The 18,858-nt window shown below is 67.7% G+C and carries 13 protein-coding genes; 6 read left to right on the top strand and 7 right to left on the bottom strand.

The genetic code is table 11. The features are described from left to right. Positions 1-829 precede the first annotated feature (829 nt). Positions 830-1,267 (bottom strand): VOC family protein, encoded by a 438-nt coding sequence (locus tag ASD28_RS20810; RefSeq protein ID WP_056132663.1) that lies wholly within the window; start codon positions 1,265-1,267, stop codon positions 830-832. Continuing rightward, positions 1,264-2,166: a LysR family transcriptional regulator gene (locus ASD28_RS20805; protein WP_056132660.1), complete on the bottom strand. Its 903-nt coding sequence runs from the start codon at positions 2,164-2,166 to the stop codon at positions 1,264-1,266. The genes ASD28_RS20810 and ASD28_RS20805 overlap by 4 nt, the downstream gene beginning before the upstream one ends. Positions 2,167-2,282: 116 nt before the next feature. Between ASD28_RS20805 and ASD28_RS20800 the strand changes: the two genes are divergently transcribed. The 3 genes from ASD28_RS20800 to ASD28_RS20790 all read left to right on the top strand — a co-directional run bounded on the left by ASD28_RS20800 (position 2,283) and on the right by ASD28_RS20790 (position 6,988). Further along, positions 2,283-2,678, top strand: a complete 396-nt coding sequence (locus tag ASD28_RS20800; protein ID WP_056132655.1) for a RidA family protein — start codon at positions 2,283-2,285, stop codon at positions 2,676-2,678. A 202-nt stretch (positions 2,679-2,880) separates the two neighbouring features. Next, on the top strand, positions 2,881-6,030 hold the full coding sequence (locus ASD28_RS20795; protein ID WP_056132652.1) for a di-heme oxidoredictase family protein: 3,150 nt from the start codon (positions 2,881-2,883) through the stop codon (positions 6,028-6,030). Between the two features lie 121 nt (positions 6,031-6,151). Further along, the gene (locus tag ASD28_RS20790) at positions 6,152-6,988 is read left to right on the top strand and encodes a hypothetical protein (RefSeq protein WP_056132648.1); all 837 of its coding nucleotides are present in this window, start codon (positions 6,152-6,154) and stop codon (positions 6,986-6,988) included. A 10-nt stretch (positions 6,989-6,998) separates the two neighbouring features. On the opposite strand, the gene ASD28_RS20785 is transcribed toward ASD28_RS20790, so the two are convergent. The 3 genes from ASD28_RS20785 to ASD28_RS32315 all read right to left on the bottom strand — a co-directional run bounded on the left by ASD28_RS20785 (position 6,999) and on the right by ASD28_RS32315 (position 13,168). Next, entirely contained in the window at positions 6,999-9,320 is a 2,322-nt protein-coding gene (locus ASD28_RS20785) for an outer membrane beta-barrel protein (protein WP_056132645.1), read from the bottom strand. Positions 9,321-9,397: 77 nt separating this feature from the next. Next, entirely contained in the window at positions 9,398-11,194 is a 1,797-nt protein-coding gene (locus ASD28_RS20780) for a hypothetical protein (RefSeq protein WP_056132641.1), read from the bottom strand. 81 nt (positions 11,195-11,275) lie between these two features. Beyond that, complete coding sequence (locus tag ASD28_RS32315; RefSeq protein WP_056132637.1) at positions 11,276-13,168, bottom strand: hypothetical protein; 1,893 nt, start codon at positions 13,166-13,168, stop codon at positions 11,276-11,278. Between the two features lie 129 nt (positions 13,169-13,297). Here ASD28_RS32315 and ASD28_RS20770 point away from each other — a divergent pair, with 129 nt between their 5' ends. Continuing rightward, positions 13,298-13,648 (top strand): hypothetical protein, encoded by a 351-nt coding sequence (locus ASD28_RS20770; protein ID WP_056132635.1) that lies wholly within the window; start codon positions 13,298-13,300, stop codon positions 13,646-13,648. A gap of 3 nt (positions 13,649-13,651) precedes the next feature. Here ASD28_RS20770 and fdhD read toward each other — a convergent pair whose 3' ends face one another. Further along, complete coding sequence (fdhD, locus tag ASD28_RS20765) at positions 13,652-14,491, bottom strand: formate dehydrogenase accessory sulfurtransferase FdhD (protein ID WP_056133549.1); 840 nt, start codon at positions 14,489-14,491, stop codon at positions 13,652-13,654. A 17-nt stretch (positions 14,492-14,508) separates the two neighbouring features. Further along, positions 14,509-15,612 carry a catalase family protein gene (locus tag ASD28_RS20760; RefSeq protein WP_082577085.1) on the bottom strand — a complete coding sequence of 368 codons (1,104 nt, stop codon included), beginning with the start codon at positions 15,610-15,612 and terminating at the stop codon, positions 14,509-14,511. A gap of 176 nt (positions 15,613-15,788) precedes the next feature. Here ASD28_RS20760 and ASD28_RS20755 point away from each other — a divergent pair, with 176 nt between their 5' ends. Together ASD28_RS20755 and ASD28_RS20750 are read left to right on the top strand one after the other, a co-directional pair. Continuing rightward, positions 15,789-18,104 carry an FdhF/YdeP family oxidoreductase gene (locus tag ASD28_RS20755; protein ID WP_056132629.1) on the top strand — a complete coding sequence of 772 codons (2,316 nt, stop codon included), beginning with the start codon at positions 15,789-15,791 and terminating at the stop codon, positions 18,102-18,104. A gap of 111 nt (positions 18,105-18,215) precedes the next feature. Beyond that, positions 18,216-18,842, top strand: a complete 627-nt coding sequence (locus ASD28_RS20750) for a response regulator (RefSeq protein WP_056132626.1) — start codon at positions 18,216-18,218, stop codon at positions 18,840-18,842. Positions 18,843-18,858: the final 16 nt, after the last annotated feature.

Below are 18,858 nucleotides of genomic sequence, written 5' to 3'. Positions count from 1 at the left end.
GCCGCTTGACTCTCATGGAATCGGAACGATGCGGCGTTACGAATTGCGGAGCCTGCCATTCGAGTTGTTATTGCGATCGATTTCCCCCAGTGTCCGGGGTCTGGTCGGCAACGCCACGGGCCACCGCGAGTTCTCGGCCCGGCGCATCGACCTGCGGAGCGTGCCGCCCGGCCCGGAGCTGCGGCCTGGATATCGACGCCGCACGGCGGCCGGACGTCCTGTGGCGCCACCGAGACGGGGCAAGACCAGTCGAACACGAGTTCTCGGCACCGCCGAGACAAGCCTCAGCGCATCGACGTCTGGAGCGTGCCGCCCGATCCGGAAGATGCGGGCCCGATATCGACGCCTCACGGCGGCCGTACGTCCTGCGGTACCGCCGCGACGGGGCAAGACCATCCGAACGACGGAGCGTGCCGCCCGCTGCGGCATGCGCCGGTTCGATCTCGATTGGATGCCAACGCCGCCCGCAGATCGACGCCCGAGACCGGGCAGGCCGAATCAACCCGATTCCGCGCACGCGAGCATCGCCGAGGCGTTCTCGGCGCGCACCTAACGCGCGACACAGCCATATCGAGTCTTCGAGAACCAGCGACACGAATACCGCTGCGGCCTGGCCACGACGCGTAGACCCCGATGCCATGGCAAGGCGAGCACATGGACGTGGCGGCGATCGATCTACCGCCGGGACGGCTTTTACAAGGTGTCCGACGTTCTGCCGAAAGGCGGTTTACCCCGCCAGGGAAGGCATCCCGCGGACGTCGCCATAAACGTAATTTGACATAATATAGATTATGCGAAATAGCACACATACCGTTACGCATCACGAAAATCACGCTCCAACCGACTCCGCCAACCCGACAATGATCCCCTCCGGCCCACGGATATACGCCAACCGGTAGGACGCCCCGTACCGCATTTCGCCAATGACCTCGTGGCCACGCTCCCGCATGCGCGCGACCATCGCATCGATGTCGTCGACGGCAAACATCACCCGGCGCAAGCCCAGCGCATTCACCGGCGCCGCCACCGGCCCGAACCTGACGGCGTCCGGCGTGTGGAACTTGTCCAGTTCGATGCCCTGGCCATCCGGTGTGCGCAGCATCGCGAGCGTCGCCCTGACGTTGTCCAGGCCGATCAGGCGTCCGACGTCCGGCCCCTCGACCGTCGTTTCGCCCTCCAGCGTGAGCCCCAGTTCGATGAAAAACGCTTGCACGGCTTCTAGATCGTCCACGACGATGAGGACGTTATCCATGCGTTTGATCGTCATTGTTTTTCCTCCATGAATTCAACCACCCAGTCGATGAACACCCGCAGCTTCCTGCCGACGTGCCGATTGGCAGGATACGCGACGTACAGCGGCAGCGGCGCGATCTCCCAGCCGTCGAACAACCGGACGAGCTCGCCCTGCGCGACCGCTTCCCGCGCCATGTAATCCGGCAGCCACAGCACGCCCAGGCCGGCCAGCCCGGCCGCGAGATACGCGTTGCCGTCGTCGATCGCCAGCATGTAGCGCGCGTCCAGCACCACGGTCTCGTCGGCCCGCCGCAATGCGTACTCGAATCCCTGCCCGGAACGCGCGCCGCGGAATTGCACGATGCGGTGCGACGGCTCGCGCAGTTGCGCCGGATGCGTCGGCACGCCCGCGTGTTCCAGATACGCGGGCGCCGCATAGACCCTCAGCTGCAGGTCGGCCACGTGACGCGCGGCGAGCGACTGGTCGGTCAGGACGCCACCGCGCACGACGCAATCGACATTCTCTCCGATCAGGTCGACCATCCGGTCGCTGACGCCCAGGTCGAGCTGGATGTCCGGGTAGCGCGCGTAGAATCCAGGCAGCGCCGGCACGAGCAGCATCGTCGCGAACGGGCTCGGCACATCGACGCGCAAGCGCCCTGCCGGCGCCGTCGCCTTGTTCGGCAACCCGGCCTCGAGGTCTTCCAGCTCGGCCAGCATGTGCACGACGCGTTCGTAATACACCGCGCCGTCTTCCGTGACGTTGACCCTGCGCGTGGTCCGGTGCAGCAGTTTTACGCGCACCCGCGCCTCCAATTGCTGGATGAGCTGGGTGACGGTCGCCCGGCTCATGTCCAGTGTCTGCGCCGCCTTCGTGAAACTACCGGCTTCCACGACGCGCACGAATGCCCGCATGCAATCGAATCGGTCCACGCACCCTCCCAAGGTTGATTGTTCGAATTATACAAACAGTGATGGCGTGACTTGCCGATTTATCGGGAACGGTCGAGCCTCTACAGTGAGATTCTTTATCAACAAAGGAGACCACCATGACTATCCGCGACGTCGTTTTCCCGCCGGGCCGCCAGGCGCTGTACGACAAGAACCGCTATTCGCCAGCCGTGCGCGCCAACGGCTTCCTGTTCGTCTCGGGCCAGGTCGGCAGCCGCGACGACGGCTCGCCCGCACCCGGCCTTGAGGACCAGGTCCGGCGCGCTTTCGAGAACCTGAACGCCGTTCTCGCCGCGGCCGGCTGCCGCTTCGACGACGTGGTCGACGTGACCGTGTTCATCGTCGAGCCCCAGTCGACATTCGAGCGTATCTGGGCCGTGGCGCAGGAATACTGGGGCCAGGCGCCCTATCCGAACGTCACGGCCGTCGGCGTGACCTGGCTGTACGGATTCGATGTCGAAATCAAGGTCATCGCGCGTTTGCCGCACGCTTGACACGTTCAAGATCCCAAGCTATCTTGGCAACGTTTCCATGTGGAAACGTCTCAATAACGGCCGTTGCGACGGCCGTTATTTTCATTTTATACATGATGCTTATCATGTCATCAGCTTTATTGACGCAGAAACAATAACAAGCGCCGCCAGAGCGTATCGACAGCGGGATCATCCCGCGCGACCTGACCTTCAAGGAGGAACCATGCCACAACGGTATCGAGGCTTACCATCCACCCTGGCGCTGTTGACCAGCGCCCTGCTCTCCGCCTGCGGCGCCGGCGATCCGGGCGCGCCGAGCAGCCAGTCGATGACCCGCACGGCGGCGGAGATCGCGACGGAAAGCGCGCTGACGCCCGCCGCCGCGACCGCCAGCGCGTCGGAACGGGGCGATCTGTCGGCCGCCGCAACGATCGACCATGACGCCGCCACACGCTGGAGCAGCGGGTTCACGGACGACCAGTGGCTGACGCTCGACTACGGCAAGACTGTGACGATCAACCGCGTCAACATCGTCTGGGAAAACGCGCACGCCCTGCAATACCTGCTGCAGGTGTCGGACGACAATGTGCACTGGACCACGATCAAGACCGTCGACGCCAGCACGGGCGGCACCGAGGACGTCGGCGGCCTGTCCGCCCAGGGCCGCTACCTGCGCATGCATGGTGTGAAACGCTCGAGCCAGTACGGCTATTCGATCTTCGAGATGCAGGCGTTTACCGGCACGCCCGCCACGCCGGGCGGCAGCGTCCCGACGCCGATTCCGGTCGACCTCACCAAGCCTGGAGTCATCGTCAAGCCGGTGGCCGCGACGTCGTCGGCGGTGGAAAACGGCGGGCTGGCGGCGTCGATGGCGATCGACGGCAAGCCGGACACGCGCTGGGCCAGCGCCGCCGAGGACGGCGCCTGGATCCAGTTCGATTTCGGCGTGCCGACGCCGATCGGCGCAGTCAAACTGACCTGGGAGAACGCGTATGGCAAGGAATATGCGCTGCGCGTCTCCGACGACGGCAAGACGTGGACGCAACTGCGCTACGTCGCCGAGGGCAAGGGCGGCACGGAAGAATTCCTCAACCTGAACACGAGCGCGCGCTACGTGCGCCTGCAGGGTGTCGCGCGCGCCACGCAATACGGCTATTCGCTGTTCGAGGTCGAGTTCCGCACGCCCGGCAGCGACAACACGCTGCCCGTCAACGCCACGTCGCCCCTGAACTATCCCGCGTCGGGCAGCGGATGGGCGCCCTTGCCCGCCTCCGCCGAACCGCTGGAGACCCTGCAATTCACCCTCCCCGACGGCACGCTCGTCACGCGCTTCGGCGCCCGCGCGCTGGCCCGCCATGGACGCGAGCGCGGCGAGGACTGGAACGAGATCGGCTACGGCCCGAACGAGACCGTCGATCCGGCGACGGGCCTGCCGCTCGACAAGGGGCCGGGCAATTACCTCACGTTCGTGCCGCATTACTTCCAGAACCGCACCTGGGGCATCGAGATCATCGACAACAGCCGCGTGGCGGGCGTCACGAAGCCGACGCTCGTCTACAACCAGTACACCCAGGTCGACTTCCTGCCCGGCCAGGTGGCGTTCTTCCGCGGCTTCGACCGGCCCGGTGTCACTGGCTACGGCTGGATGAATCCGGGCGAGCTCGTCGACCGCAACGTCACGCTCTGCAAGCCGACGCCGTATCCGACGCCGGGCAGGCTGACCGCCACGGCGGGCATCAATGGCGCGTGCACCCTGCTGGTGAAGGCATATCCGGGCCACGCGGATCTCGGCGCGGACGGTTTCCCGAACGGGAAGGACGTACCGTCCCGGCCGCTCGTCGTCGGCGACGTCATCGAGGTCGCGCCGTCGATGTTCTCGACGACGGACGCGATGGCCGCGAAAGGCGACAACGGCGGCATCCGCTACTACGGCCCGGAATGGGTGTACGTGGTCGGGGCGGGCCTGCGGCCGTGGTACGGCGCGCAGCCGCGCCTGAATTCCGTGCCGCTGCCGGATGCGACGCTGTCCGGCGGTCTCGGTTCCGTCTCCTACAATTACTCGGACAACGGCCTGTTCATGTTCCAGCAGCCGCAGAACAATGCGGGCATGCAGGGCGTGCAGCGCTTCGTCGAGGGACGGCGCCTCGTCCATACGAATTTCACGACGGGCGACCACAATGAGCCGGGCAACGATCGCTACCTCGGCGCCGTCGGTTTGCAGGGTGCCCGCTTCAACCAGTCCGCGTGCATCGGCTGCCACGTCAACAACGGCCGCAGCCCGGCGCCGACGAGCATCAACCAGAAGCTGGACGCGATGTCCGTGCGCGTGGCCGTCACGGGCACGGATGGCCGCCAGCTGCCGCACCCGCAATACGGCACGGCGATCCAGATGAACGGCGCCCGCGACTGGGGCACCGCCGTGCGCGTGGCCGGCTTCGAAGCGAAGACGGTCAAGCTCGCGGACGGCACCGTCGTCGAACTGCGCAAGCCGACGCTGGCCTTCGAGGGCCCGGTGCCGGAGCGCGTGTCGCTGCGCGCGGCCCAGCCGATGATCGGCACCGGCCTGCTGGAAGCCGTGCCGGAAGCGGACATCCTCGCGCGCGTACGCACGACGCCCGACGTGGACGGCGTGCGCGGCGTGGCCAACTTCGCCTACGATCCGGAGAGCGGCGCCGTGCGCCTCGGCCGCTTCGGCTGGAAGGCGGCGAAAGCGACTCTGCGCCACCAGGCGGCCGAAGCGCTCCTCCTCGACATGGGCGTGACGTCGCCCGTCTACCCGAACCGCGCCTGCGTGAACGGCCCGGCAGCATGCGCCGCCGGCGGCACGCAAGCCGGGATCGCGGAAGCGGACCTGCAGAAGATCGCCCACTACCTGGCGCTCGTCGCCGTGCCCGCGCAGCGCAGCCTGTCCAGCGGGTTCCCGAAAGGCGTCGCACCGCTCGACGAGCACCGGGTCGATCCGGTGCAGGTCGGCGCCGGCGCGAAGCTGTTCCAGGGCATGCGTTGCACCGCCTGCCACACGGCGGAGATGAAGACGGGCAGCGGCCATTTGTTCGCGGAACTGCGCAACCAGACCATCCACCCGTACTCCGACCTGCTGCTGCACGACATGGGCGACGGCCTGGCGGACAAGTTCGCGGAAGGCCAGGCGACGGGCGCGATGTGGCGCACGGCGCCGCTGTGGGGCATCGGCTACACGGACAAGGTGATGGGCAACGCGGCGCGTGTGGGCTATTTGCACGACGGCCGCGCCCGCACTCTGACGGAGGCGATCCTGTGGCACGGCGGCGAGGCCACGCAGGCACGCGTGCGCTTCGAAAACCTCGGCAAGGCCGACCGCGAGGCGCTGCTGGCGTTCCTGAAGTCGCTCTGACATGGTATGCGGAGCGGCCACCCTGCTCCGCATTTTGTGTGACGCATCACGACATCTTTGTTTTGCGTCAATGCGCCTTCTTGTTCCCGGTCAGTGCACAATACGTGGAACGGAGGCCATCATGCCGCACATCTACAAACCCGAAGAGCGCTGGGACAACGCCGACATCGGCTATCCGTCCGCGCTCGCCATCGGCGATTCCTGGTTCTGGTACGTCAACAACAATATCCTGGGCACGATGATCAACCATCCGGCCCTGTCCGACGACCATCGCAACATCCAGCTCGTGGGCTACAACGGCGCGCGGCTCAAGGATTACGTCGGCGACGGCAAGTATGCCGACACGGTCGAGCATTTCCTCCGTCCCGGCTTCGTGGAAGGGTTTGCGGAGTTCTATATCAGCGGGGCGGGCAACGACGCCGTCGACGTGGACCTCGCGCTGTTCGACCATCGCCCGCCCGGCACCGATGCACATGGCTGGATCGACGGCCGCGGCATGGACGACATGCTGTTCCGGCTGCGCCAGGCCCTCACGCGGCTGATCGCGTCGATCCGCGTCGCGAAGCACGCCAGCGCCACCCTGGCGCCCATCTTCGTGCATGGCTACGACTACCCGGTGCCGGACGGCCGGGGCTTCGAGTTCGGCCTGATCCACGCCGGGCCATGGCTCGCGCCGGCGCTGGACCGGCGCGGCGTCCCGCCGGACCTGGCGCTGCGCAGCGCGATCGCGCGCCTCATGATCGACCGCCTGAACGACGACCTGCTCGCGCCGCTGGCGGCCGTGACGCCGGGCGTCGTGCACATCGACAGCCGCGGCATCCTGCCGCGCGACCACACGTACCGCGATTACTGGTCGAACGAAATGCACCCGACGAACCTGGGGTTCCGGCGCATCTTCGAGCAGGCGTGGCTGCCCAGGCTGTACGAACACGGCATCGCGCTGCGGCCGTTTCCGTAAGCGCAGGCGTTCAGAAGCCCCCGCCGCCACCGCCTCCGCCGCCGGGTCCGAACCCGCCCCCGCCATTGCCGAAGCCGCCGCCGGGGCCGCCTTCGCCCCGGCCGCCGCGGAACATGCCGCGGTTGCCGTTGCGCAGGCGCTCGTCGCCCGTCACGCCGCCCCACTGGTAGCGCAGGCCGATCTGCACGATGCGCGGCTGGCTCACGTTCAGCGTATGCAGGCGCAGCACCTCGTTCTCGATGTCGCTCTCCATGTTCCCGGTGTGGAAGACGTTGTTCACGTTGAGGTTCAGCGACAGGCGCGGCGTGATGCGGTGCATCCACGTGAAGTTCGTCATCGTGACGGCGCTGTTGATGCCCTGGCCGTTCAAGGTGGCGCCGTTGCGGTTGACGCTCAGCTGCAGCGATTCCATGCCCACCTGGTACGCGAGCCGCAGCTTGATGTTTTCCCGGCGGTTCGTCTGCTCCACGGCCGTCGTGTCGGTCGTGAAGTTGGAGATGCGCTGGCGCTTTTCGTTGGCCAGCGTCGCCCCGAGGTTGGCGGACAGGCCCGGCACGAACAGCTGGCGCATGTTGAAATTCAGGTCGAGGCCGACTGAATCGTTGGTGCCGAAATTGATGGGCGACGTCACGATCACGTTCGGATCGAGCGTGAGCGCGAAGCTGCGGTTGCCGATCATGGGCGACTCGCGCCGCTTGAACAGGACGAAGCTGCTGTCCACGCCGAACAGGCGGTCGCGGTACGCCACCTCGAAGTTGTCGTTGTTCACCGGCTGCAGGTGCGGGTTGCCGAGCCGCGCGCTGAAGTCGCTGAGGTAGACGAGGTTCGGGTTCAGGTCGCGCTCGTTCGGCCGCGCGATACGGCGCGAGGCACGGAACTGCAGCATGCCGTCGGTGCCGATGTCGCGCGTCACGTAAAAGCTCGGCAGCCAGTTCATGTAGTAATACTTGTCTTCCTCGGCCAGCAGGGGCTGGTGGACGTCGAGTTCCGTGTACTCGCCGCGCAGGCCGCCCTGGATGCTGAGATTCTTGCCCAGCTTCGTGGACAGGATGCCGTAGATGGCCGCGTTGCGGTCGTTCGATTCGAAATCGCTGATGCGGCTCGCCACCGGCACGTACTCGCCCGTGACGGGGTCCTGGCCGAGGTAGTTCGTCGGATTGTTCGTCTTGCTGTCCGCGACCTTCGCCCCCGCCTTCAGGTGCCACGTGTCCCAGACGTTGCGCTCGTAGTCGACGGAGATGTCGAGGATGCGGTTGCGCCGGTCGGTCGAGCGCAGGCTGTTCGCGATGAACGGCGTCGGCCGCAGGCGGTAGTCGTAGAAGACGTCCGAATCGGAATGATTGTTCTGGCCCGTGTAGCGCAGGTCGAACTTCAGGTCTTCGCCCGGCACGCCGCTCTTGTGGTCGTACGACGCGCCGATGCCAAAGTTCTCGGCCGGCGAGCGGCTCTGCGACCGGCTCGTGAAATCGGCCAGCGGCGCGTCGTCCGCCGCGAATCGCTGGGTCGAGGTCGTGCTGTCGCTCTCGTTGCGGATCTTCGAATAGCTGACGGTGGCGCCGGCCTGGTCGCGCTCCCCGACGTTGTAGGTGAACGTCGACGCGAGGTTCAGCGATTTCGACCGGCCCTGCCGGTTGCCCACCGAGTCCTGCGAGTCCTTGACGGCGCCGGTGGCCGGATCGAGATCCTCCCGCTGGGATTCGTTATGGCTGTTGCGCACGTACTCTCTCACACCGATGTTGCCGGAGATCGAGTACGGGCCTTCCGCATGCTCGCCGTTGAGGAAGGCGTTGCCGCGGCCCTCGGTGCCCTTGTTGACGCTCATGTTCGCGCGCGAGCCGGCCTTGCGGTTGCGCTTGAGGACGAGGTTGATGATCGGCCCGCTGCCGCCCTCGTTGCCGAATTCGGCGCCGGGCACGTTGATCACCTCGATGGATTCGATGGCCTCGGCCGGGAACGCATTCAGCGCGTCGCCCCGGTTCTGGCCCTGGAACTGAGCGTCGCGCTTGCCGTTGACCATGATCTGCACGTTCTGGTTGCCGCGCAGCGCCACGTTGCCGTCCTGGTCGACCGTGACGGACGGCACGTTGTTCAGGATGTCGGCGGCGGACGCGTTGCTCACGCTGATGTCGTTCTTGAGGTCGTAAACATCGCGGTCGACCTTGTTGGTCGGGCGCGTCGCGACCACCTCCACGGTCGCGACCCCGCCGTCGGACTGCGTGTCCGGTGCGGTCTTGGCGGCGGGCGGCGCCGTTTGTGCGAACGACGCCGGTACGGCGAAACAGGTAACGAGTAAGGCGGGAAGGATTTTCAGCGCGTGCTTGGTCGGAATCATCGAACAGGATCAGTGAGTGGAAACGCCGGAGCATGAATCCGTATTCCTCCGGCTACCCAAAAAAGTTCCAGCTTTTTTTAGCGGCTCGTCGGCGGGTTCAGCAATGCCTTGGACGGATCCGGGTTCTGCATCTGCTGCTCGAAAAAGCCCCGGGCGTCCTCCAGCCCCGCATTGTATTCGACGTCGCGCATCACGCTGACCTGGTCGATCGTCCATTCGCTGAAGCCGCCGGCAGCCGTGACCAGGCGCATTTCCGCCGTGATGTCGGCCAGGCTCAGGCCCCCGTCCAGGCGGCGCTGGAACGCCGCCGCCCACGCGGCCGTGGCCGGGTCGCGGACGTCGTTCTCCAGCGTGCGCAGGATGTGCTCGGCCGTGGGCACGTCGACCCGGTAGCAGGACGCGAGCACCGCCGCGCGCGCCAGCGTGCGCGCATCCCGGCCCGTGCGCCACGCCGTCAATACGCCGTCCAGTGCTTCGGGACTGGGCTTGCCGCCGGCCAGCAGCGACAGGTCGAGCGCCGCCAGCGCGACGGCGCCGGCGCCCGGATCCCGCTCGCGCGCCCGCGCGAGACCGGCGCGGGCGGCGTCGAGGTGCGGCGCGCGTGCGCCGGCGTCGAGATGCGCGGCCAGCTTCAGGTGCGCCCGCGCCAGCAGCAACAGCACGTCGGGGCCGGCATCGGCATGGCGCGCGGTCTTCTCCAGCCACGGCAGCGCGGCGGCCGGATCGCCCCAGTCGACGCGGGCCCGGTTCAGGGCCAGTTGCCCCGCTTCGACGTTCGGGACGGCACCGGCGTCGGCCGTCAGCGTGCGCAGCAGCGCCTCCCCCTGCGCGGGGGCCGGACAGGCCTTCAAGGCCGCGTCGGCGAGCATGAAGCCGCCGGACGTCGCGGACATCGTCGTGATGGCAATCTCCGGACGCGGACCGGGCGGCTGCTCCACGCGCATGACCTCGGCCCGCTGCAGCCGGTAGCGCCACAGCGCGGTCGACGCATCGCCCACGTCCAGGCCGAACGCGTCGCGCAGCGCGGCGGCCGGGTCGGTACCCTGGTGGACGGCATTCAGGAACGTCCCCAGCTTCCTGCGCCGTTCGCCGGCCCCGAGGATGTAGTGCGCGAGGAGCCAGGAACGCGCCTCGAATTCCACGCCCGCGGCCCGGCGCCGCGTGTCGGACAGGTTCGCGAACGGGCGCGGCCCCAGTACGTCGGCATAGTCGAGGTTGTAGCGGTGGCCCTGGTCGAGGAAATAGAAATACCGGCCCACGCCCGGCGGCGTGCGGCCGATCACCATCTGCGTGGCGCCGAAGCGCACGCCCGCGAAATAATTCGCGAAGCCTTCGATCCAGGCGGACGGGCCGCGCACGTCCGTGTGACGATACAGGAAGTGGCGTGCATACGCTTCCGACGCGTACGAAAGTCCTTCGTCGAGGGGCGTCTTGACGAGCTTGTCGTCGTCGATGGCGGCCAGCGGCGCCGTCCGCACGAGGAAGCCCTGGGTGCCGTCCGTGCAATCGCGGAACAGCGCGATGCCGTTGGCCGGGCGGTCCGCCGCCACGCGGTCGAGGTCGCGCACGTCGTTCAGGTACACGAGGTTCAGCTTGGCCTCAGGGCCGGCCGACTTGGGGCGGTAGTCGTCCGTGTACACGCGCAGCAGGCTGTCGAGGCGCTCCAGGTGTTCCACGAGCCGGGCCACGTCGTCGCGCGGCGCGTCCGACAGGACGACGACGTGGGCGCTCTCGGCCCGCACCCACGACGACGTGCTCCGCTGGCCCGTGACGACGATGCTTTGCGGACCGGCGTCCTGTGCAAAACAGGCGCCGCCCACGAGCGTACAGACGGCGGCAACGGCCGCCGCCGACCTTTTGAATGGTGAACCCACGATTCCCGACTCCTTGACAGTATTTACGAATGTACAACCCTGTCATTCTACCGGGATCGTTGCCGATTGCACATTATATATTCAGTGCCGGGCGTCCGATGGCGCCCGTACCGGCACGGATTGCCGCCCCGCCCGCGCCCGCGCCCGCGCCCGCGCCGGCGCGGGCGTCCGCCCGGACGGCGGCTTCGGCACGACGGCCGTGATCCGCACGTCCTTCAGCCGCCAGCCGGCATCCGCCACCATGAGCTCCGACTGTCCTTCGATGCGTACGGGCCGCCCATTGATCAGCGTGTGCGCCGAGCGCCAGGCGACGACGGCCTGCGGCGTCCTGGGGACGTCCGGCGCGATGCCGTGGACGGTCGCCCCATCGATGACGAGCTCGCCGAAGTGTGCCGCGCCGTCCGGCCGGACCGTGCCGCCGGCCCCATCCGGACGCTGGCCCGCCGCGCACGCGCACGCACCGGCCAGGGTGCCGTCCAGGCCGGCGAACAGACTCGGCATATGCTCGCGCAGGGCCAGGTAGCGCCGTGCCTGCGCCGCGCCATGGTCCCACAGCGCGCCGCGCAGGGCCGGGTCTCGGTCCAGCTTGGAGTTCGCGCCCAGCGGCATGCCGGCCGCCGCCTCGACGGCCGTGCAATCCATGACGATGCGGTCGACCCGCACGAGCTTGTCGCGCCGCTGCGCCGCCGCGCTGGCGGGGGACGCATCGTCGCCGCGGCCGCTTTCCATGCGGCGGTTGATCGCATCGACGAAACCCAGTTCCTGGTTCATGGCCAGATTGCCGCCCAGCGCATTGCGCACGTCCCAGATCTCGCCGCCGTTGAGGGCGATATGCGGTCCGTCCGCAGCTAGCCTGGCCTGGCTGGGGTTGATCTGCACGACCCAGATGGCGTCCGGCTTTCTGTCGTCGTCCGCCACCCCGGACAGGAAGTTGCGGATCGGCGGATTCTGCGAGAACAGCCCGTCCCACAAGGTCAGCGGGCGCGGGGCGAGCGTCGTCTCGTCGAGTCCGGCCATCTCGTGCGCGCGGAACAGCCACGGGACGGCGGCGGACGCCAGCACGGCGTCGAGCGAGATGCCGCCGTCGCCCGGCGCCCGCTCGGAACTGAACGCGACGAATTCCCCTTCGTGCAATTCCACGGCGCCCAGCAGCAGGCGCGGGATCGGACGCAAGGTGAGGCGCACGGCATCGGCAAGCTGCCCCAGCGCCTCGGCGTCGAAGCGCACCGCGGGCGGACGCCACCGCTCCAGCGCGGCGTGCAGCAGGCTGCCGGGCTGGACGCCGATCTGCGCCATGCGCGCGCGCAGGCGGTCGGCGGCGCCGAGCTTGTTCGCGATGCGGCCCTCGACCGCGCCCCGGTCGGCCCGGTAGCGTTCCTGGCAGGGTGCCGTCGGCGGGAACATGGCCGCCTCCAGGTCGCTGCGCAGCCAGCGCTCCACCTCGGTCGGAATACTGGCGAACTCGCCCAGCAGCGCGACGAGCGGCCAGTCCACGCCCGGGCGCAGCAGCGCCGGCAGCGAAAAGAAGCCGGGGCGCATCCAGGGATTGTCCGGCCCGAGCATGCGGGCCAGCGCCGGCCATGCGGTCGCGTTCCATCGCTCCATGCCCGCGAGCGGCCACACGTACGGGCTGGATTTGATGTCCCAGCCGCCCATCGCGGCCAGGTCGGCGAGGCCGCGGCACACATGGTTGACCGTCGACTCGACGAGACCGAGCGCGGAATTGCCCTGCCAGAACGCGTCCAGCCGCCGCCCCGCCTCGGGCGCGCCGCCCGTGATGAAGCCGTACCAGCCGAGCAGCGCGCTGATGGCGCCGCCGGACGTGCCGCTGATCGCGCTGAGCGCCGTCCGGTCGGCGCCGTCCTCGTCGGCACGGTTGTCGAACTGCTCGAGCAGGATGGGAAGGACGCCGCCCGTGTACGCGGCGTGGCTGCCGCCGCCCTGGCAGGCGATTGCGATGCGATTGGTTGCCATAAGACCTCCCGGCACAAGGGTTGTCATCAGCCTCCCGCACCGTTAGGCAGGCCAGCGCACGCGCAGTTCCCTATTGCTTTATTGAAATGCGTCACGAATAATGGCGCGACAATCATTCTCGACCGCACCATGAAGCAACCGGAAGACCTGAGCACGATCGAATTGCCGCTCGACGCGGCGCTGGCGAAGAAGCGCGGCCGTCCGCCGAAGGAGGACAAGCTCAGCGACGCCGAGCGGGCGCGCCGCTACCGTGCCCGCCAGAAGATGCGGCCGAAAGGCGTGTGGAATTACGAGCAGGTCACCACCCAGACGCACGCGGAGATCGAACGCCTGCTGGGCAGCGCGGCGACGCGGCCGGCCGGGGAAGCGGAATTGGTGGCGCAATGGGCGTACGGCATGTTCCTGCTGTGGGACCGCGTCACGGCCCAGCGCCAGCACGCGGCCGACCGGGACGCGTTGCTGGCGCTCGTCTCCGGCTGATTGTCACGCGCCGGCCAGGCCGAGCCGGTCGGCGTGCGTATAGCAGACGAAGTCGTTCCCGCGCGCGAACGCGAGCAGCGTCAGCCCGGCCTTGTCGGCCAGTTCGACGGCGGCCAGGGTCGGCGCCGACATGCCGACCAGTGCCGACACGCCCGCCACCGCGGCCTTCTGCGCCATCTCGAAACTGACCCGGCTGGTGATCAACAGGAAACCGGCGCCGGGCGCCGCGCGTTCGCGCGCCATCGCGCCGATCACCTTGTCCAGCGCGTTGTGGCGGCCGACGTCCTCGCGCACGATGCGCAGGGTGCCGTCCATGCCGCACCAGGCGGCCGCGTGGGCCGCGCCGGTCAGCTTCGTCAGTGTCTGTTCCGCGCCGATTGCGCCCAGCGCGCGCCGTACGCCATCGACGTGGAAGCCGCGCGCCGGCGCCAGGGACGGCAACGCGCGGCAGACCTGATCCAGGCTGTCCACGCCGCACAGGCCGCAGCCCGTGCGCCCCGTCAGGCTGCGGCGGCGCTCCTTCAGCGCCAAGAACGCGCTGCCGGCGATCTCGATCTGCACGGCGATGCCGCCCGCGGCCGGCTCGACGTCGATCCCGTAGCACTGGCCCGGCCCCACGATGATCTCTTCGCTCAGCGTGAAGCCCAGCGCAAAGTCTTCCAGGTCGGCCGGCGTGGCCATCATGACGGCATGCGAGATCCCGTTGTAGACCAGTGCGACGGGAACCTCGTCGACGACCAGGTCGTCCACCTCGGCGAGTACGCCCGCGCGCATGCGCAGCACACGCCGCGGCTGCGCCGTGGGCGGCAAGGCGTCGGTCTCGGGATCGTGAAGAGAATTCATCGACGCCGATGATACCATCAGCGCCGCGCCGCGGCTTTCACCCCCTCGACGTCGCGCGGCTCCGCGATCGCGCTGCCGTTGCGCTCCGCGCGGAAGCGCTTCGACATCGCATACACCGCCTTGCGCACCCGCATGATCGAGCCGAGCGGGCGATGCGCGGCCAGCGCATGCCACGGATTGAACTGCATGCCGTCGTCGACGAGGCGCGCCAGGTCCTCGCCATACGCTTTCTGCGGCGCCGCGCGCAGGCGCGCCACGGTCACGTACGGGCTCAAGTCTTCCGGCCATTCGACGGACGCGTCCTCGATCGGCATGCGGTCGATGTCCGTGCACAGCTGCACCCGCACTTCCCACTGTCCCCCTTCGTCCGCGAAATGGCCGACGACCGCGTCGCGCAGGCCGTCCGGGCGGCCCTCCAGGTCGACGTGGCTGCCCGCGAGCGCCGTCAACGCGGGCGACACGGGCGCCACCTGCACCTTCGCCATGTAGCGGCCGTACAGGATCGGCACCTGGCTGTAATACGTCTCGCCGAGCGGATGCGTTTCCGGATGGCCGCCCAGCGCCTTCAACGTCACGCTGCCGCCGCCGACGGCTTCCACCGCCTGTTCGGCGCCGCGCGCCAGCGCGGAAAACAGGCGCTTGAGGTTCGGCGCCTTGTCCGTCGTCGCGGCCAGCAGTTTGGCGCTGCCGAGGAATTTCTGCGCGTTCGGCGCACTGAACACGGGACCGTTGACGAGCACGAAGTCCTGCGTGACGTCGTGCTCGCTCCCGCCCACGCGCGGGCCTTCGACGCCGACGACCTTGATCCCCATGCCGCGTGGCGTGGAAACGTCGTCCGTCAGCACGTCGCCCGGCGTCGTCGACAGCCGCATCACGACGGGATACATGCCCGGCTGGGCGAACAGGCCCTGCGCGTACGCGTCCGGCAGCCCCGCCTCGACGGTCAGTTCGCCCACCAGCAGGCCGTGCGTCTTGGCGTGCACGCTGCGCAGCGCGCGGCCGGAATCCTCGTACGTCTTCGTGGAAATGCTGCGCATCGTCGTCTGCAGGTCGAAGCTGGTCTGCGCTTCGTCGTCTTCCAGGCTTTCGAAACGCGGTTCGAACGGGATCGGGGCGGTCATGATGGGGTCCAGTGGTTTGAATGATGATGGGCAGATCATCGGCGCGCGCGGCCCCGGCGGTCTGTGCAACGCCGTACGCAGTGCACGGATTTGCCGATTTTGCGTGTGCGCTGTCGAACAGACATGGTTGCGCCATCGGATCAAGCTCCACGGTATCGCGCATTGGGAGTCTGATCATGAGCAAGCACGGCGGCAAACCAAACGAACCGAACGAACCGCAAATCCCAGCCGGCGGCTGGGGCTCGGTGAAGGAAGTCACCACGATCCTGCTGAAGGAACGCGTCCCCCTCGAGGGCACGCAGTTGCTGATGCAGCAGAACAAGCCGGACGGCTTCATGTGCGTGAGCTGTTCATGGGCGAAGCCGGCCCATCCGCATCCGGCCGAGTTCTGCGAAAGCGGCGCCAAGGCGACGGCGTGGGAAATCACGAGCAAGCGCCTCGACCCGGCGTTCTTCAAGCGCCATACGCTACGCGAACTGGAAGGCTGGAACGACCACGAGCTCGAGGAAGCGGGCCGCCTGACGGTGCCCATGCGCTACGACGGCGCGCTGGACCGCTACGTGGAAATCACCTGGGACCGCGCGTTTGCCGAAATCGGTGCCGAACTGCGCAAGATGGATCCCAAACAGGTCGCGTTCTACAGCTCGGGCCGCGCCTCGCTGGAAACCTCGTACATGTACCAGCTGCTGGCGCGCATGTACGGCAACAACAACTTGCCGGACAGTTCCAACATGTGCCACGAAAGCACGTCCGTCGCGCTGCCGAAGACGATCGGCGTGCCGATCGGGACCGTCGTGCTGGACGACTTCGAACAGACCGACTGCATCTTCTTCTTCGGCCAGAACGTGGGCGTGAACAGCCCGCGCATGCTGCACCAGTTGCAGGAGGCGAGAAAGCGCGGCGTCCCCATCGTCACGTTCAATCCGCTGCGCGAGCGCGGCCTCGTCAGCTTCGTGAACCCGCAATCCCCGCTCGAGATGCTGAGCGGCCACGAGACCGTGATCAGCACCCAATACCACCAGGTGAAGGCCGGCGGCGACGTGGCGGCGCTGACGGGCCTGTGCAAGGCCGTGCTGGAGGCGGACGAGCGCGCACTGACGACCGGCGGACCGCGCGCCCTCGACACCGCCTTCATCGAAGAACATTGCCACGGCTTCGAGGATTTCGCGGCCGCGATACGCGCCCGCACGTGGGACGAGATCGAAAAGGAATCGGGTCTCACGCAAGCGCAGATCGAGCAGGCGGCCGGCACGTACCTCCGTGCGAAGCAGGTGATCGGCATCTATGGCATGGGCCTCACGCAGCACCGCAACGGGGTGCTGAACGTGCAGATGCTCGTCAACGTCCTGCTGTTGCGGGGGAATATGGGCAAGCCGGGCGCCGGCATCTGCCCGGTGCGGGGCCACTCGAACGTGCAAGGGCAGCGCACGGTCGGCATCACGGAAAAGCCGGAACTGGCGCCGTTGGACAAGCTGAAGGAGCTGTACGGGTTCGAGCCGCCGCGCGACAAGGGCATGAACACCGTGGAGATGTGCGAGGCGATCAAGGGCGGCAAGCTGCAGGCGTTGATCAGCCTCGGCGGCAACCTCGTGCGCGCCGTGCCCGACCACGGCCAGATGGACGCCGCCTGGCGCGCCGTCCCGCTCACGGTGCAGATCTCGACCAAGCTGAACCGCAGCCACCTCGTGCACGGCAAGACGGCATACCTGCTGCCCTGCCTGGGCCGCATCGAGATCGACCGCCAGGCCAGCGGCGAGCAGTCCGTGTCGATGGAAGATTCCACGGGCTGCATGCACGGCTCGCGCGGCCGCGCCGAACCGGCGGCGGACACGCTCTTGTCCGAACCGGCCATCGTGGCCGGCATCGCGAAAGCACTGCTCGACCCGAATCCTAAGGTCGACTGGGATGGATGGGTGGCGGACTATGCGAAGGTGCGCGACGCCATCGCCGCGACGTACCCGAAGATCTTCCACGATTTCAACGAGCGCATGTGGCAGCCTGGCGGCTTCCGCAAACCGCTGGCGGCAGCGGACCGCAAGTGGAACACGCCGACCGGCAAGGCGAATTTCACCGTGCCGGACACCTTGTCCGCGGACCCCGACATGCCCGTGCCCGAGGACGCCCTGCGCCTGTTCACAGTGCGCAGCGACGGCCAGTTCAACACGACGATCTACAGCCTGGAAGACCGTTTCCGCGGCGTGCAGGACCGCGACGTCCTGTTCATGGCCGGCACGGACATGGCCCGCCTGGGCCTGGCCGACGGTGACATTGTCACGGCCAGCACGGCCGTCGACGATGGCGTCGAGCGCAAGGTCGAAGGCTTGCGCGTCGTGGAATACAGCGTACCGGCCGGCTGCGTCGCGGGCTATTTCCCGGAGTGTAATCCGCTGATTCCGCTCTGGCACTATGCGAAGGAGAGCAAGGTGCCGGCCGCGAAATCCATCGCGATCCGGGTCGAACGCACGGGCGGGACGGGGCGGCCGCTGCATTGACTGTTGCCATTTTGGTATTGGCGCGTAAATATTGCTGTCATAGATTGTGATTATTTGATAGATTCCTAAGTGCATCAGACGGAATCTTTCAAACAACATGATCTGGCAGCCATGACATCGCCCCACCGCCCGACCTCACCGGAACCCGGTTTCGACGCCGCCGCCTACTGCAATACCCGGCAGGCTGCCGCCATGCTGGGCGTGTCGCACCGCACGGTGCAGCTGTGGGTGGAAAGCGGCACCCTGGAAGCGTGGAAGACGGCCGGCGGCCACCGGCGCATCGCGCTGGCGTCGATCGAACGCCACGTCGAGCGCCGGCGCCAGGCGATGCTGGAGCGTACGGCGCCCGCGCGCTACAAGGTGCTGCTCGTGGACGACGACGCGTCGACCATGGCGCGGTACGAGGGGGCGATGTCCGGCTGGGACCTGCCGCTGGACGTCGTCCGGGTCGGCAACGGTTTCGAAGCGCTGATCCGCATCGGCGAGACGCGGCCGCACCTGCTCGTCGGCGACCTCAGCATGCCGGGCGTGGACGGCCTGCGCATGATCCGTACGCTGCGCGCGAGCGAGGCCTACCGCGACATGGCCATCGTCGTCACGAGCGGGCTGGATCCGGCCACGATCCGGGCCATGGGCCTGCCGGACGACATCCCCGTTCTGCCCAAGCCGGTGGCGCCCGAGGCGCTGCGCACGGCCATCGAAGACGTCCTGCACGTCGAGGTGCACGCCGAACGGTGACATAAGCCCTTGATCT

The sequence above is a fragment of the Massilia sp. Root133 genome, assembly GCF_001426525.1.
Lineage (GTDB): Bacteria > Pseudomonadota > Gammaproteobacteria > Burkholderiales > Burkholderiaceae_D > Telluria > Telluria orientalis.
Note: the sequence above shows the minus strand (reverse complement) of the source record. Positions and strands in the feature narration are given on the sequence as shown.